Below are 15,030 nucleotides of genomic sequence, written 5' to 3'. Positions count from 1 at the left end.
GCTCAGGCAGCAAAAGGAGCCTGCAGTGTACCAGATTGCACCGCAGGCCGGGTGACACACCCCGACACAGAAATAATTGAGCGTACATTTGTACACTGAAAATATTTCTGGTTAGGCTGAAGGGGTTAAAAAACACGCTCCTTTATCTTCAGGGATCCCGCACCATGGTAAAACCCGTACTCACTACGCCCGGTTATTCGCTGGCCGAAGAGATAGCCAACAGCGTCAGCCATGGCGTTGGCTGCCTGTTTGGTATTATCGGTCTGGTGCTGCTGCTGACGCAGGCAGTGGAAACGCAGGCGAGCATCACTGCTATCACCAGCTACAGCCTCTATGGCGGCAGCATGATTCTGCTCTACCTCGCCTCTACGCTCTATCACGCCATTCCGCATCAGCGCGCCCGGCCGTGGCTGAAGAAATTTGATCACTGCGCTATCTATCTGCTGATCGCCGGCACCTATACGCCGTTTTTGCTGGTCGGGCTGAAATCGCCGCTGGCACACGGACTGATGGTGGTGATCTGGAGTCTGGCGCTGGCGGGCATCATTTTTAAGCTGACAATTGCGCACCGCTTTAAGGTGCTGTCGCTGGTGACCTATCTCAGCATGGGGTGGCTGTCGCTGGTGGTGATCTATCAGCTGGCGATGCGGCTTTCCGCCGGAGGCGTCTGGCTGCTGGCGGCGGGAGGCGTGGTCTACTCCCTGGGCGTGATTTTTTACGTGTCGCGCCGGATACCCTTTAACCATGCGATCTGGCACGGCTTTGTACTCGGCGGCAGCGTGCTGCACTTCTGCGCCATCTACTTTTATGTGAAATAAACGGGCTTTATGCGCATTGCAGCGGGACGCCGGACGGCCTCCCGCTCTGTGCCTCTTACGCGTCCAGCGCGTAAGGCAGTGGCTGAATGGTGAGTTCACCACCTTCATCGCCTTCAGCACGCAGGATCGCATCTGGTTCCGGATCGTTATTCATCACCATCTGCACCCAGACGCTGCCATCCTCAAGCTGTACCGCACACAGTACCGTGCCGGTACGCCGCCAGCGATCGCCCATCTTCAGCTCCATTGAACTCCCCGCTTCCGGTACTTTACCGGCGCTACCCGCCAGCCAGAACAGGGCACGCTTGTTGGCACCGCGGAACTTCGCCCGCGCGACCATCTCCTGACCGGTATAGCAACCTTTCTTAAAGCTGATTGCATCCAGCGCCTGCAGGTTGGTGGCCTGCGGGATCAGCTGGGCGCTGGTAGCGCTATCGATAACCGGAATACCCGCTTCGATATCCAGCGCCAGCCACTGCCTGCTATCGTTGAACTGCGCCTCACCCTCCAGTGCCGCTTTAATCGCTTCCGCTTTGGCGGGGGTAGTAATCACGACAAAACGTTCCGCAGGCTGATCCAGCCACAGCAGCGTGCTCTCATCCTGCTGCACTACCGCATGCGCGGCATCCGGCAGCGTGGCAAACAGATTCGTCAGTGCCGCACGCGCCTGAAAGCCGGCAACGCCCAGTACGACAGCTTCATCGTCAGCTTCGATGGTCACTTTGGCAAACACCGCATATTTTTTCAGTTCAGCAATCTGCTGGTCACGCAGGCTGCGGCGCACCAGATAAGCGTATCCCTCGCCGCGATGAAACAGACGCAGGTTGCTCCACATTTTGCCTTTGGCGTCGCAGTGGGCAGCCTGACGATGCTGCTCACTGGTCAGCGTTGCGACATCCAGCGTCAGCTGTCCCTGCAGATAGCTGGTGCTGTCTTTGCCCTGTACCGCCACCAGCGCCCACTCATCAAGCGACATCAGCGTCAGGGGCAGGCGTGCCGCAGCGACAGGCTGGCGGGGAGGGAGGGTAAAAATCGGCATGTGTCCATCCTGATTAATCAAGTTTGTCCGGAGTTGTTTGTTCAATGTTAAAAGAGCAGCGGGGCAATGCAAACTGTTTACGGAACCGGGCGCACAAATCGCGTGATGATGCGGCAACACAGCCTGCCGCTTTGCGTAATCCTGCGCAGGAAACAGCACTCAGCCTGCAGCAGGTAAAAAAAGCAGGTACACTGACCCCACTGTTTACAGCCGTGGAACACGACACATGGATATTCATGATAAATCACGCGTTAAGTGGGCCTGCCGTCGGGGCATGCTTGAGCTTGATGTCTCCATTATGCCTTTTTTTCACTATGAGTATGATTCGCTGAGTGATGAAGATAAGCGGGTGTTTGTTGCTTTACTGAAGAGTGACGATCCGGATCTGTTTAACTGGATGATGGACCACGGCGAGCCCGCGGATCCCGAGTTTAAGCGCATGGTAAAACTGATCCAGCAGCGCAACCGTGAACGCGGTCCGGTGGCAATGTAGCCTGCGTCCTTCGCGCAGCGCCCGGCTGGCAAATCTGGCGGCGGGTTTCAGCTGCGTGACGCTGCTGCTGTTCGTCTGGCCTGCGGAGTGGCATGTGCTGCAGGCGCTGCTTTCCGTCGCGGTGCTGGCGGAAAGCTGGCGCACTGAGCGACGCTTACGGCAACGCTGCGGCGAGCTGACGCGGGATGTTCAGGGAAGCTGGGGCTGGCAGGGAACCCGCTGGTATACCGCCCGGACGGCGCAATGGCAGCCGTGGGGCGTGCTGCTGACCCTGCAGAATGCGCAGGGCCAGCGCTGGCGTTTCTGGCTGATGCAGGACGCCATGACGATGCGCAGCTGGCGGCAGCTGCGCGCGCAGGACGCGCTCAGTGGCGCGGCAGACCGGCGTTAAAGCCGGTCAGCTGTTTCCGTGAGAATCTGTTCGCACCACTGCTCAATACGCTCGTCGCTCTGCTCAAACTGGTTAACATCATCCAGCGCCAGACCTACAAACTGTGTGCCGTCAGCGGTCAGCGGCTTGCGGCTGGTAAAGGTATACCCCTCCAGCGGCCAGTAGCCGACAAACTGTACGCCCATCGGCAGCAGCAGTTCGTGCAGCATGCCCAGCGCATCAAGAAACCACTCGCTGTACTCAATCTGGTCGCCCATACCGTACAGCGCCACAATTTTCCCCTGCAGGTTAAGTCCCGGCAGCTGCGGCCATACCGCTTCCCAGTCCTCCTGCAGCTCGCCAAAATCCCAGGTCGGAATACCGAGGATCAGCAGGTCATACTGCTCCATCAGCGAGGGGTCATCATCTTTGAGGTTGTGCAGCGTCACCAGCTCTTCACCAATAAAGTCGCGGATTTTTTCCGCTGCCATCTCGGTGTAACAGGTACTTGAACCGTAAAAAAGTCCGATATTCATGCGGTTAATGCTCTGTATGAAACTCACTCTGGCGCAATTGTACCAGAACCCCTCTGCTTTAAGGCATAATGAGCACGATTTCACACTGGCGAGAGGATAACGTGCAGGATAGCGATCTGATTGAACAGTTTCTTGATGCGCTCTGGCTGGAGCGTAATCTGGCGCAAAATACGCTGGCCTCTTATCGTCAGGATCTGCAAACCCTCACCGCATGGCTGCAGCATCACAATCTGACGCTGCTGACGCTGCAGGCGCTGGATCTGCAGCAGTTTCTTGCCGAGCGTATTGAAGGTGGCTATAAGGCCACCAGTTCAGCCCGCACGCTGAGCGCCATGCGCCGGCTGTTTCAGTATCTCTACCGTGAAAAGCTGCGCAGTGACGATCCCAGCGCGCTGCTCTCCGCCCCTAAGCTGCCACAGCGGCTGCCGAAAGATCTCAGCGAGAGTCAGGTAGACCGGCTGCTGCAGGCGCCGGCCACAGATATTCCGCTGGAGCTGCGCGATAAAGCGATGCTGGAGGTGCTGTATGCCACCGGTCTGCGCGTCTCAGAGCTGGTCGGGCTGACCATCAGCGATGTCAGCCTGCGGCAGGGAGTGGTGCGCGTTATCGGTAAAGGTAATAAAGAGCGGCTGGTGCCATTAGGTGAAGAAGCGATCCACTGGTTAGAGCACTATATGGAATATGGCCGGCCGTGGCTGCTAAACGGACAGACGCTGGACGTTCTGTTTCCCAGCCAGCGCGCGCAGCAGATGACGCGTCAGACCTTCTGGCACCGCATCAAGCACTACGCGACGCTGGCGGGTATCGACAGCGATAAACTGTCACCGCACGTGCTGCGGCATGCATTTGCCACACATTTACTGAACCACGGCGCTGATTTGCGCGTCGTACAGATGCTACTGGGCCACAGTGACCTGTCGACCACCCAGATTTATACGCATGTTGCCACCGAGCGGCTGCGTCAGTTACATCAACAGCACCATCCGCGCGCCTGAGCAGCGGCAACAAGGACTTATGATGAAAAAACAGTTTACCGTTCTGGCGCTGCTGGTCAGCGCCTTTTCCGCTCTGGCACAGGCTGATGACAGCGCTATTCAGCAGACGCTGAAAAAAGTGGGTCTGCAGCAGGCTGAGATCCAGCCCTCGCCGCTGCCGGGCATGAAAACCGTGCTGACGGAAAGCGGCGTGATTTACATTACTGAAGATGGCAAACATATGATTCAGGGCCCGCTGTATGACGTCAGCGGCGCACAGCCGGTTAATGTCACCAACCAGCTGCTGGACAAAAAAGTCGCCGCGCTGGCGCCGGAAATGATTGTCTATAAAGCGCCGAAAGAGCAGCACGTCATTACGGTGTTTACCGATATCACCTGCGGCTACTGCCGTAAGCTGCATGAGCAGATGGCGGACTACAACGCGCTGGGTATCACGGTGCGCTATCTCGCCTTCCCGCGCGAAGGGCTGAACGGTCAGGTTGAGAAAGCGATGAAGGCGATCTGGTGCAGTGCCGATCGCAACAAAGCGTTCGATCAGGCGATGAAAGGCGATACGCCGCAGATGGATGCGCCAGCGACCTGCAGCCTCAATCTCGATAAGCACTACAAACTCGGCATTCTGTTCGGCATTCAGGGTACGCCCGCCATTCTTACCGACAGCGGTATGATGATCCCGGGCTATCAGGGCCCGCAGGAGCTGAAACAGGTGCTTGATGGTCAGAAGCGGGGCGGTTAATTCACAGTGATGCACACTACAGAACTGCGTCGGCGCACGCTGCCGGCTGATGCCAGCCTGCCTGACGACCTGCCGCCTCTGCTGCGCCGTCTCTATCTGCATCGCGGCGTTAAAACCGCAGCAGAGCTGGAGCGCGGGGCAAAATATCTGCTGCCGTGGCAGAGCCTCGGCGGTATAGAGGCTGCGGTTGCGCTGCTGCACCGGATGCTTACGGGCGGCCAGCGCATTATGGTCGTCGGCGATTTTGACGCCGACGGCGCGACCAGCACCGCACTGACCGTGCTGGCGCTGCGCAGCATGGGCGGCAACGTGGACTACCTGGTGCCTAACCGCTTTGACGATGGCTATGGCCTGAGTCCGGAAGTGGTGGAGCAGGCGCGTGCGCGCGGCGCGGAGATGATCCTCACAGTGGATAACGGCATCTCCTCGCACGCGGGCGTCGAAACGGCGTCAGCGCACGGCATCCCGGTCCTGATCACCGATCACCATCTGCCGGGCGAAACGCTGCCGGCCGCCGACGCTATTGTTAATCCTAACCTCAGCGACAGCGCTTTTCCGTCGCGCGCGCTGGCAGGCGTCGGCGTGGCGTTCTACCTGATGCTGGCGCTGCGCGCGCATCTGCGCGAGCAGGGCTGGTTTACCCCCCAGCGCAGCGAACCCAATCTGGCCGCGTGGCTCGATCTGGTCGCGCTCGGCACCGTAGCGGACGTGGTGCCGCTGGATGCGAACAATCGCATTCTGGTGTGGCAGGGGCTGAGCCGCATTCGCGCCGGTAAATGCCGCGCCGGTATTCGGGCGCTGCTGGAGATCGCAAACCGCGATGCGCGTCAGCTGGCAGCCAGCGATCTCGGCTTTGCCGTTGGCCCGCGTCTTAACGCGGCGGGGCGGCTTGACGATATGTCGGTTGGCGTAGCGCTCTTGCTGACCGAGGATATTGCGCAGGCGCGCATGCTGGCCAGCGAGCTGGATGCGCTGAACCAGACGCGCAAAGAAATTGAACAGGGCATGAAAAGCGAAGCGCTGGCGCTGTGCGATGCGCTGGAGCGTCAGCATAGCGACCTGCCGCTGGGCCTGGCATTTTATCACCCCGAATGGCACCAGGGGGTGGTCGGGATCCTCGCATCGCGCCTGAAAGAGCGTTTTCACCGGCCGGTCATTGCGTTTGCGCCCGCGGGCGATGGCACGCTAAAAGGATCGGGTCGCTCAATCGCCGGACTGCACCTGCGTGACGCGCTGGAGCGGCTGGATACGCTCTATCCGGGGCTGATTATCAAGTTCGGCGGCCATGCGATGGCGGCGGGACTCTCGCTGGAAACGGATAAGTATGACGCGTTTCGCGAGCGCTTTGCCGCGCTGATTGATGAGTGGCTCGATGGAGAAGCGCTGCAGGGCGTGGTCTGGTCTGACGGTGAGCTGCACGCGCAGGAGTTCAGCCTGCATACCGCTGAAATGCTGCGTGAGGCGGGGCCGTGGGGACAGGCATTCCCGGAACCGGTGTTTGACGGCAAATTTAAACTGCTGCAGCAGCGACTGGTGGGCGAGCGTCACCTGAAGGTGATGGTGGAACCGGTCGGCGGCGGACCGCTGCTGGACGGTATCGCGTTTAATGTTGATACCCGCCTCTGGCCGGATACCAGCGTGCGGCAGGTTGAGCTGGCCTATAAGCTGGATATCAACGAGTATCGCGGTAACCGTTCCGTGCAGCTGATAATCGATCATATCTGGCCGCTCTGACCGCGCGCGCCGCTACAAACCGCGCGCGCTTTCGGGTAAACTCATGCGTTACTTTATCTTTTCTCACCGTATCGCCAAAAAAGACTGAAAAGCCATGTTTGAAATTAATCCGGTCAAAAATCGTATCCAGGACCTTAGCGAGCGCAGCGGCGTTCTTAGGGGGTATCTTTGACTACGATGCCAAGAAAGAACGTCTTGAAGAAGTAAACGCCGAGCTGGAGCAGCCGGACGTCTGGAATGAACCTGAACGCGCGCAGGCGCTCGGCAAAGAGCGCGCGTCGCTCGAAGCCGTCGTTGAAACCCTCGATCAGATGCACCAGGGCCTGGAAGATGTGCAGGGACTGCTGGAGCTGGCGGTTGAAGCGGACGATGAAGAAACCTTCAACGAAGCCGTGGTTGAGCTCGACGCGCTGGAAGTAAAGCTGGGTGAGCTGGAATTCCGCCGCATGTTCTCAGGCGAGTATGACAGCGCCGACTGCTACATGGATATTCAGGCAGGCTCCGGCGGTACGGAAGCGCAGGACTGGGCCAGCATGCTGCTGCGCATGTATCTGCGCTGGGCAGAAGCCAAAGGGTTTAAAACCGAGATCATTGAAGAGTCGGAAGGCGAAGTTGCGGGCACCAAATCCGCCACCATCAAGGTGATTGGTGACTACGCCTACGGCTGGCTGCGTACGGAAACCGGCGTCCATCGCCTGGTGCGCAAGAGTCCGTTTGACTCCGGCGGCCGTCGTCACACCTCGTTCAGTTCGGTGTTTATCTATCCGGAAGTGGATGACAATATCGATATCGATATCAACCCGGCCGATCTGCGCATTGACGTCTACCGCGCATCAGGTGCGGGCGGTCAGCACGTTAACAAAACGGAGTCTGCGGTGCGTATTACCCACCTGCCGACCAACATTGTGGTGCAGTGTCAGAACGACCGTTCACAGCACAAGAACAAAGACCAGGCCTTCAAACAGCTGCGCGCCAAGCTCTATGAATATGAGATGCAGAAGAAAAATGCTGACAAGCAGGCCGCAGAAGAGAACAAATCGGATATCGGCTGGGGCAGCCAGATTCGTTCTTACGTGCTGGATGACTCCCGCATCAAAGATCTGCGCACCAGCGTAGAGACCCGCAATACTCAGGCGGTGCTGGATGGCGATCTGGATCGTTTTATTGAAGCAAGTTTAAAAGCAGGGCTATAAGGAACCGACATGTCTGAACAACAACCGCAGAACGCTGACGCCGCACTTGAGTTAAATAATGAACTGAAAGCGCGTCGCGAAAAACTCAGCGCGCTGCGTGAAAAGGGCGTGGCGTTTCCCAACGATTTCCGTCGTGACACCACCTCCGATCGGCTGCACGCCAGCTATGACGACAAGAGCAACGAAGAGCTGGAAGCGCTGGGCGTGGAAGTGAGCGTTGCCGGTCGTATGATGACGCGCCGCATCATGGGTAAAGCGTCGTTTGCCACGCTGCAGGATGTTGGCGGTCAGATCCAGATCTACGTTTCACGTGACGATCTGCCGGAAGGCGTCTATAACGAGCAGTTCAAGAAGTGGGATCTGGGCGATATTCTGGGTGCACGCGGTAAGCTGTTCAAAACCAAAACCGGCGAGCTTTCAATCCATATCTCAGAACTGCGCCTGCTGACCAAAGCGCTGCGTCCGCTGCCGGACAAGTTTCACGGCCTGGCTGACCAGGAGACGCGCTATCGTCAGCGCTATCTTGATCTCATCTCCAACGATGAATCGCGCCACACTTTCCAGGTACGCTCGAAAATCATGGCGGGTATTCGCCAGTTCATGGTAAACCGCGACTTTATGGAAGTGGAAACGCCAATGATGCAGGTGATCCCGGGCGGCGCTTCTGCGCGTCCTTTCATCACCCATCACAATGCGCTGGATATCGATATGTATCTGCGTATTGCGCCGGAGCTTTATCTGAAGCGTCTGGTTGTAGGCGGCTTCGATCGCGTGTTTGAGATCAACCGTAACTTCCGTAACGAAGGCATCTCGCCGCGCCATAATCCTGAGTTCACCATGATGGAACTCTATATGGCGTATGCAGATTACAAAGATCTGATTGAGCTGACCGAAAGCCTGTTCCGCACGCTGGCGCAGGACGTACTGGGCACCACTGAAGTGGCCTATGGCGAACATACCTTTGACTTCGGTAAGCCTTTTGAGAAGCTCACGATGCGTGAAGCGATCAAAAAATATCGTCCGGAAACGGACCTGGCTGACCTGGAAGACTTTGATAAAGCGGTAGCGATCGCCAGTGCGCTGCATATTAAAGTGGAAAAAAGCTGGGGTCTGGGCCGCGTGGTAACGGAGATCTTTGAAGAGACGGCGGAAGCCCATCTGATTCAGCCAACCTTCATCACCGAATACCCGGCAGAGGTTTCACCGCTGGCGCGCCGTAATGATGAGAACCCGGAAATCACCGATCGCTTTGAGTTCTTTATTGGTGGTCGCGAGATCGGTAACGGCTTCTCAGAGCTGAACGACGCTGAAGATCAGGCAGAGCGTTTCCTGCAGCAGGTGAATGCAAAAGATGCCGGCGATGATGAAGCGATGTTCTACGATGAAGATTACGTAACCGCGCTGGAGCACGGACTGCCGCCAACGGCTGGCCTCGGTATCGGTATCGACCGTATGGTGATGCTGTTTACCAACAGCCACACCATTCGCGATGTGATCCTGTTCCCGGCGCTGCGCCCGACGGCGAAGTAACGGCAGGCGCTGCCCGTCTCTCTCCCGCAGGGGAGAGTCGGGCAGCAGTTATCACGGCGCAATCGCCTCTGCCAGCCACGTCTGAAAACGCGCATAGGGTATGTAGAGTGCCACATCGCTATACAGCGTTTTTCCGCTTTGGTTATCATCGATCCGCCGGCTGTATCCTGTGATCACCCCAGCCAGCGTGTCATCACTGGCGTTATAGACTGCGCCGCCTGACATACCTTTCACTACGCCAGCACTGGCCGCCACCACCACACAGTTTGCTTTGTTCCAGCTGTTTACCAGCGTGGTATTCACCAGGTTCTCTCCGCTGGAGGCGACCGGCAGGGCAGAGATAAAGCTATAGCCATAAAGATTTACGCGATCGCCAATGTGGCCGTTACGGAACGCCGGCGGCAGGTTGCCCGCCCGGTTTTTATGGTAAACCACGGCGAGATCGCAGTCGGGGTGCCAGGCTTTTACCCGGTAGAGTGAGTATTTCGCCACGTGTGCCGCCGTCAGGCTGTAGTCGGCGGTCAGCGGGATAGTCGTGCCCAGCGTGCCGACCCCAAGAATGGTGGGAATACCGGTAACGGTCATATCCACCCGGCGCGCAGCTTCTTTACTGTATTCATAGTGTCCAACCGAGCAGCCGCTGAGGCAGCACGCCGCCAGCGCAATTATCCAGCGCATCTCTTTTTTCTCCTGTGGGGCGCTCACCTGCGCGCTGCGTTCTGACCGTTACCCGCTTCCGCCGGCTGAAAACCGGGCAACGCTATCACTATCCGCCACCGCGCCACAAGCCGGACCGGCGCTGATTATTGCCGCGCCGGCAACATAGCCTTGCGGCGCACAGGGTGGTTGCGCTGCCAGGGCTGTGTTTTAATGCAGCGTGACGCAGTTCAAATATTAATAAGCGTTCTGTTTTACCGTGCTGTGTTCGCAGTACGGCCCGCCTGCAAAATTATCTTGGGAGAGTGTGTTATGCCTGTTGCATTACTGGCGCTGGCGCTGAGTGCGTTCGCCATTGGCACCACGGAGTTTGTCATCATGGGGTTGCTGCCGGAAGTGGCAGGCGATCTGCAGGTGTCGATTCCTTCAGCCGGCTGGCTGATCAGCGGTTACGCGCTCGGCGTGGCGATTGGCGCGCCGATAATGGCGCTGCTGACCGCCAGCCTGCCGCGCAAGCGCACGCTGAGTCTGCTGATGGTGATCTTTATTATCGGTAACGTGCTCTGCGCGCTGGCCTATAGCTATAACCTGCTGATGCTGGCGCGTGTGGTCACCGCACTCTGCCACGGCGCGTTTTTTGGCATTGGATCGGTAGTGGCCGCAAGCCTGGTGGCGCCCGGCCGTCAGGCGTCAGCGGTGGCGCTGATGTTTACCGGGCTGACGCTGGCAAACGTGCTTGGCGTACCGCTTGGCACCTGGTTTGGTCAGCTGTTTGGCTGGCGTGCCACCTTCTGGGGCGTGGCGATTATCGGCATTCTGGCGTTTATCGCCCTGATTGTCAGCCTGCCGGCAAATAAAGAAGAGAAGCCGGTTCATCTGGCCAGTGAGATTAGTGCGCTGGCCAACGGACGACTCTGGCTATCGCTGCTGATGACGGTCTGCTTTGCCGCGGCGATGTTTGCGCTGTTCAGCTATATTGCGCCGCTGCTGCTTCAGGTCACCGGCATCAGCGACCGCGGCGTGAGCTGGACGCTGTTCCTGATTGGCGCCGGCCTGACGGCAGGTAATATCATTGGCGGCAAGCTGGCGGACTGGAAAGTCTCTTTCAGCCTGATCCTCAGCTTCTCACTGATTGCGCTGTTCTCACTGCTCTTCAGCTGGACCAGCCATGCGCTCTGGCTGGCTGAAATTACGCTGTTCCTGTGGGCCATGGCGACGTTTGCCACTGTACCCGGCCTGCAGATCAACGTGGTGCGCCACGGCAAAGAGGCACCGAACCTGGTTTCCACGCTCAACATCGCTGCTTTTAACGTGGGTAACGCGCTGGGTGCCTGGGTAGGCGGCGCCGTTATTGCGCGCGGCTACGGCCTGACGGCAGTGCCGGTTGCGGCTGCCGCCATCGCCGCTGTCGGCCTGGTGGTGTGTGTCATCACCTTCCGCAACGCTAACGGTCAGGGCGATACGGTCCGCGTCTGAGCAAGCTGCGCGGCGATAAGCCCCGGAAATGCCGCCACCTGCTGCTGCAGGTGGTGGCAGAAGCGGTCAACCAGCGCGGAGGCGGGCCGGTGCAGCGGGCGGATCAGGCTCACGGTAAACGGCACGCTGATACTGAAACGCCGCATCACCACGCCGCTCGCCGCGTAATCCAGCGCGGTGAGCGGATTTACAATCGATAAGCCAACCCCGGCGCGCACCATCGCGCATACCGACGCGGCGCTGTGCGTCTCCAGCACCAGCCGCCGCTCAACCTTCTGTTCCAGAAACAGCGCATCCAGCAGCTGACGATAGCTGTCATGCCGCGACAGGCTGACAAAATTCTGCTGATGGAAATCGGCAGGTGTCAGCACATCACGCTGACAGAGCGGATGCTGCGGCGGCAAAACGCACACTTCATCGCAGGTCAGCAGCGAGAGGCGTTCCGTGCCGGATGGCGCATGCTGTGTCTCAGTCAGGCCAAGATCGTAGCGCTGCGCCGACAGCCACTCCTCCAGCAGCGGCGACTCCTGCGGAATGATGTTCAGATTCACCTGCGGATAGCGCTGCATAAAGGGCTGCAGCAGAGGCGGCAGCAGCGACTGGGAAAATACCGGCAGGCAGGCCACCGACAGCTCGCCATGCCGGAACTGCCGTAATCCTTCCGCCGCATCGAGAATCCGGTCCAGTCCGTACCAGGAGCGCTGCACCTCTTCAAACAGACTCAGCGCCTGCATCGTGGGCTGCAGACGACCGCGCACCCGCTCAAACAGCGTCAGTCCCAGCTGCTGCTCCAGACGCGCCAGCTCACGGCTGACGGTGGGCTGCGAAGTGTGCAGCAGCGCGGCGGCCTGCGTCAGATTGCCACTGGTCATCACCGCATGGAAAATCTCAATATGCCGCCAGTTGATGTTCGCCATCGCTCCTCCATTAAAGGCATATCATATTTGCATAGCTGCCGCTAAAACAGATATTTCTGTGAATTGATGTGGTGTGGCTAAATGGGGGCAACAGTACAGGAGAATTGTTATGCCACGTCCGTTAGACACCACCGAATCTGCGCTTAACGCTACCCATCTGCTGCCGCTGGCGCAGCGCTACAGCGGTCCGTTCTGGGCCTATGACGCCGCCATTATTCAGCAGCGTATTGCGCAGCTCAGCCAGTTTGATGTGGTGCGCTTTGCGCAGAAAGCCTGCTCAAACATTCATATTCTGCGCCTGATGCGTCAGGCCGGGGTAAAAGTCGATTCCGTCTCGCTGGGTGAAATTGAACGCGCGCTGGCGGCGGGATTTGAACCGGGCGGTGAGGACATTGTGTTTACGGCGGACCTGCTGGATCTGCCGACGCTTCAGCGCGTGGCTGAGCTGCAGGTACCGGTAAACGCCGGTTCGGTAGATATGCTGCACCAGCTGGGCGCGCGTTCGCCGGGCCATAACGTGTGGCTGCGTATCAATCCTGGTTTTGGTCACGGTCACAGCCAGAAAACCAATACCGGCGGCGAAAACAGCAAGCACGGCATCTGGTATGGCGATCTGCCGCTGGCGCTGGCTGCGATTCAGCAGCACGGTCTGCAGCTGGTGGGGCTGCACATGCATATCGGCTCCGGCGTGGATTATGCGCATCTGCAGCAGGTGTGTGACGCCATGGTCGATCAGGTGATTGCGTTTGGTCAGGATCTCAGCGCCATCTCAGCCGGCGGCGGTCTCTCTGTTCCCTATCATTTTGGTGAAGAAGCGATCGATACCGATCACTACTTTGGCCTCTGGAGCCGCGCGCGCGATCGCATTGCCGACCACCTCGGGCATCCGGTAAAGCTGGAAATTGAGCCGGGACGCTTCCTGGTGGCTGAATCGGGCGTACTGGTTTCACAGGTACGGGCGGTTAAAGCGATGGGTAGTCGCCACTTTGTGCTGGTTGATGCAGGCTTCAGCGATCTGATGCGTCCGGCTATGTATGGCAGCTATCACCATATTTCGGTGCTGCCAGCCGATGGCAGCACGCCGGAGGCAGTCACGCAGGAGAGCGTGGTGGCCGGGCCGCTGTGTGAATCAGGCGATGTGTTTACCCAGCAGGAGGGCGGCAAGGTGGAGACCCGCGCGCTGCCTGCGGTGCAGCCTGGCGACTATCTGGTGTTTCACGACACCGGTGCTTACGGCGCGTCCATGTCCTCTAACTACAATAGCCGCCCGCTGATCCCGGAAGTGCTGTTTGAAAACGGCAGCGTGCGTGAGATCCGCCGCGCGCAGACGATTCAGGAGCTGCTGGCGCTGGAGCTGAACTGATGCGTATTTTGCCGCTCAGCAGCGTGCCGCATCACGCCAGTCAGATAACTGACTGGCTGTGGCAGGCGTTTGGCGATGGCACAACGCGTGAGTTTTATCACAGTGTCGTGCGCAGCAGCCTGAACGGTGCCGATCTGCCGGTGACGTTTGTCGCACTGGACGCGCACGATATTCCGCTGGGCACTATCGGTTTCTGGCGCTGCGATCTGATCAGCCGCCAGGATCTCTGGCCGTGGGCGGCAGCGCTCTATGTCGATCCCGCCTCACGCGGTCAGGGCGTGAGCGAGGCGCTGCAGCAGCACGTGATCGATTTCGCCCGCGATCGCGGCCACGCGCGTATCTGGCTCTGGTCAACGTTTTCCGGCTACTACGAGCGGCACGGCTGGGAGTATGTCTGCGAAGCGCTGGAGTTTCCCGCCGAGCGGGTGAGGGTGTATAAGCAGGATCTGTGACGGGAGCTGGTTCCGTTCGCCACGGGCGCGGGCGCCGGTTCCGTTCGCTACGGGGCCCCGAGGCTGGTTCCGTTCGCCGTCAGCGGCGGCAGCAGCCTGTGCTCCGGCACGGCGACCGGGCAGAGGACGCCTGGCCGCGCCCTCTGCACTCCCCGGCCCTGCGCCAGGGCGCATGTTAAGCGCCGGTTCCGTTCGCCGTCAGCGGCGGCAGATGCCTTTGCCCCGGCACGGCGACCGGGCAGAGGACGCCTGGCCGCGCCCTCTGCACTCCCCGGCCCTGCGCCAGCCCCGTCCGCCGCTGCGCGGTTCCCTCGCTCACGCCCGCTTCCCTGAGACCGGGCGCCATTCGCTCCTGCTCAGCGCGCCCTTTCGCCGACGTCCTGTCGGCTCATCCCGAAACCGTGCCCTCCCTCGGCGGACCCGGATGGCGCTTCCCCCGTCTTCCGATTTTTTCTCTTTCCTGGGCTTTTTTAATGGCGGTGGGTTCTGGTGGTTTGCGCTTTTTTCCTTTCACATGTGTTTTATGGCTGACGGTCCTGTCGAAAAGCTTCAGCGCACACCAGACCAAATTTAAAAAAAAATGAAGAATTTGCAGGCGGGGAGGGGGGCGCTTCCCGCAGCGCCGGGCGCAGAGTGACGGCCAGGGCGAGCCGGCAGGACGCCGGCGAGAGCGCGGGGTGAGCAGGAGCGAATCCGCGCGGTCCGTTAAGGCCGGAGGGAT

The 15,030-nt window shown here is 59.2% G+C and carries 15 protein-coding genes; 11 read left to right on the top strand and 4 right to left on the bottom strand.

Annotated elements, in window-relative coordinates; translation table 11 throughout:
* The first annotated feature begins 164 nt into the window (after positions 1-164).
* Entirely contained in the window at positions 165-818 is a 654-nt protein-coding gene (gene trhA / locus B4056_RS14160; protein WP_094112152.1) for a PAQR family membrane homeostasis protein TrhA, read from the top strand.
* A 55-nt stretch (positions 819-873) separates the two neighbouring features.
* On the opposite strand, the gene ygfZ is transcribed toward trhA, so the two are convergent.
* Positions 874-1,857: a tRNA-modifying protein YgfZ gene (gene ygfZ / locus B4056_RS14155; RefSeq protein ID WP_094112153.1), complete on the bottom strand. Its 984-nt coding sequence runs from the start codon at positions 1,855-1,857 to the stop codon at positions 874-876.
* Between the two features lie 226 nt (positions 1,858-2,083).
* On the opposite strand from ygfZ, the gene sdhE reads away from it, so the two are divergent.
* A complete protein-coding gene (gene sdhE / locus B4056_RS14150) occupies positions 2,084-2,350 on the top strand; it encodes an FAD assembly factor SdhE (RefSeq protein WP_039380010.1) in 267 nt (88 codons plus the stop codon).
* Complete coding sequence (locus tag B4056_RS14145) at positions 2,325-2,741, top strand: protein YgfX (protein ID WP_094112154.1); 417 nt, start codon at positions 2,325-2,327, stop codon at positions 2,739-2,741. The genes sdhE and B4056_RS14145 overlap by 26 nt, the downstream gene beginning before the upstream one ends.
* Here B4056_RS14145 and fldB read toward each other — a convergent pair.
* A complete protein-coding gene (fldB, locus tag B4056_RS14140; RefSeq protein ID WP_071668567.1) occupies positions 2,738-3,256 on the bottom strand; it encodes a flavodoxin FldB in 519 nt (172 codons plus the stop codon). The two genes, B4056_RS14145 and fldB, sit on opposite strands and share 4 nt — an antisense overlap.
* Positions 3,257-3,324: 68 nt before the next feature.
* Between fldB and xerD the strand changes: the two genes are divergently transcribed.
* The 5 genes from xerD to lysS all read left to right on the top strand — a co-directional run bounded on the left by xerD (position 3,325) and on the right by lysS (position 9,444).
* Positions 3,325-4,251: a site-specific tyrosine recombinase XerD gene (gene xerD, locus B4056_RS14135; RefSeq protein ID WP_104085473.1), complete on the top strand. Its 927-nt coding sequence runs from the start codon at positions 3,325-3,327 to the stop codon at positions 4,249-4,251.
* Between the two features lie 22 nt (positions 4,252-4,273).
* Entirely contained in the window at positions 4,274-4,987 is a 714-nt protein-coding gene (dsbC, locus tag B4056_RS14130) for a bifunctional protein-disulfide isomerase/oxidoreductase DsbC (protein WP_071668566.1), read from the top strand.
* Between the two features lie 9 nt (positions 4,988-4,996).
* Positions 4,997-6,721, top strand: coding sequence for a single-stranded-DNA-specific exonuclease RecJ (gene recJ, locus B4056_RS14125; RefSeq protein WP_039380002.1), 1,725 nt, complete (start codon positions 4,997-4,999; stop codon positions 6,719-6,721).
* A 94-nt stretch (positions 6,722-6,815) separates the two neighbouring features.
* Positions 6,816-7,914, top strand: a protein-coding gene (gene prfB / locus B4056_RS14120; protein WP_104085475.1) for a peptide chain release factor 2 whose coding sequence is annotated in 2 segments (ribosomal slippage) — positions 6,816-6,890 and positions 6,892-7,914 — 1,098 coding nt in all. Because the reading frame shifts where the segments join, the coding sequence is not laid out codon by codon here.
* Positions 7,915-7,923: 9 nt separating this feature from the next.
* Positions 7,924-9,444, top strand: coding sequence for a lysine--tRNA ligase (lysS, locus tag B4056_RS14115; RefSeq protein WP_039380000.1), 1,521 nt, complete (start codon positions 7,924-7,926; stop codon positions 9,442-9,444).
* 51 nt (positions 9,445-9,495) lie between these two features.
* Here lysS and B4056_RS14110 read toward each other — a convergent pair whose 3' ends face one another.
* Positions 9,496-10,122: a hypothetical protein gene (locus tag B4056_RS14110; RefSeq protein WP_104085477.1), complete on the bottom strand. Its 627-nt coding sequence runs from the start codon at positions 10,120-10,122 to the stop codon at positions 9,496-9,498.
* A gap of 291 nt (positions 10,123-10,413) precedes the next feature.
* On the opposite strand from B4056_RS14110, the gene B4056_RS14105 reads away from it, so the two are divergent.
* Entirely contained in the window at positions 10,414-11,577 is a 1,164-nt protein-coding gene (locus tag B4056_RS14105; RefSeq protein WP_071668563.1) for an MFS transporter, read from the top strand.
* Here B4056_RS14105 and B4056_RS14100 read toward each other — a convergent pair.
* Positions 11,553-12,494, bottom strand: a complete 942-nt coding sequence (locus B4056_RS14100) for a LysR family transcriptional regulator (protein WP_150034599.1) — start codon at positions 12,492-12,494, stop codon at positions 11,553-11,555. The genes B4056_RS14105 and B4056_RS14100 overlap by 25 nt on opposite strands.
* Positions 12,495-12,603: 109 nt before the next feature.
* Here B4056_RS14100 and lysA point away from each other — a divergent pair, with 109 nt between their 5' ends.
* On the top strand, positions 12,604-13,857 hold the full coding sequence (lysA, locus tag B4056_RS14095) for a diaminopimelate decarboxylase (protein WP_113655686.1): 1,254 nt from the start codon (positions 12,604-12,606) through the stop codon (positions 13,855-13,857).
* Complete coding sequence (locus B4056_RS14090) at positions 13,857-14,309, top strand: GNAT family N-acetyltransferase (protein WP_175540455.1); 453 nt, start codon at positions 13,857-13,859, stop codon at positions 14,307-14,309. Before lysA ends, B4056_RS14090 begins: the two co-directional genes overlap by 1 nt.
* Positions 14,310-15,030: the final 721 nt, after the last annotated feature.

The sequence above is a fragment of the Pantoea sp. UBA7232 genome (genome assembly GCF_002473195.1).
Taxonomy (GTDB): Bacteria; Pseudomonadota; Gammaproteobacteria; order Enterobacterales; family Enterobacteriaceae; genus Pantoea; species Pantoea eucrina.
Note: the sequence above shows the minus strand (reverse complement) of the source record. Positions and strands in the feature narration are given on the sequence as shown.

Excerpts from the sequence above, each read along its gene's own strand:
- sdhE (WP_039380010.1), top strand. The coding sequence starts at position 2,084 with ATGGATATTCATGATAAATCACGCGTTAAGTGGGCCTGCCGTCGGGGC.
- trhA (WP_094112152.1), top strand. The coding sequence starts at position 165 with ATGGTAAAACCCGTACTCACTACGCCCGGTTATTCGCTGGCCGAAGAG.
- recJ (WP_039380002.1), top strand. The coding sequence starts at position 4,997 with ATGCACACTACAGAACTGCGTCGGCGCACGCTGCCGGCTGATGCCAGC.
- lysS (WP_039380000.1), top strand. The coding sequence starts at position 7,924 with ATGTCTGAACAACAACCGCAGAACGCTGACGCCGCACTTGAGTTAAAT.
- fldB (WP_071668567.1), bottom strand. The coding sequence starts at position 3,256 with ATGAATATCGGACTTTTTTACGGTTCAAGTACCTGTTACACCGAGATG.
- B4056_RS14100 (WP_150034599.1), bottom strand. The coding sequence starts at position 12,494 with ATGGCGAACATCAACTGGCGGCATATTGAGATTTTCCATGCGGTGATG.
- ygfZ (WP_094112153.1), bottom strand. The coding sequence starts at position 1,857 with ATGCCGATTTTTACCCTCCCTCCCCGCCAGCCTGTCGCTGCGGCACGC.
- dsbC (WP_071668566.1), top strand. The coding sequence starts at position 4,274 with ATGAAAAAACAGTTTACCGTTCTGGCGCTGCTGGTCAGCGCCTTTTCC.
- B4056_RS14110 (WP_104085477.1), bottom strand. The coding sequence starts at position 10,122 with ATGCGCTGGATAATTGCGCTGGCGGCGTGCTGCCTCAGCGGCTGCTCG.
- lysA (WP_113655686.1), top strand. The coding sequence starts at position 12,604 with ATGCCACGTCCGTTAGACACCACCGAATCTGCGCTTAACGCTACCCAT.
- xerD (WP_104085473.1), top strand. The coding sequence starts at position 3,325 with ATGAGCACGATTTCACACTGGCGAGAGGATAACGTGCAGGATAGCGAT.
- B4056_RS14090 (WP_175540455.1), top strand. The coding sequence starts at position 13,857 with ATGCGTATTTTGCCGCTCAGCAGCGTGCCGCATCACGCCAGTCAGATA.
- B4056_RS14105 (WP_071668563.1), top strand. The coding sequence starts at position 10,414 with ATGCCTGTTGCATTACTGGCGCTGGCGCTGAGTGCGTTCGCCATTGGC.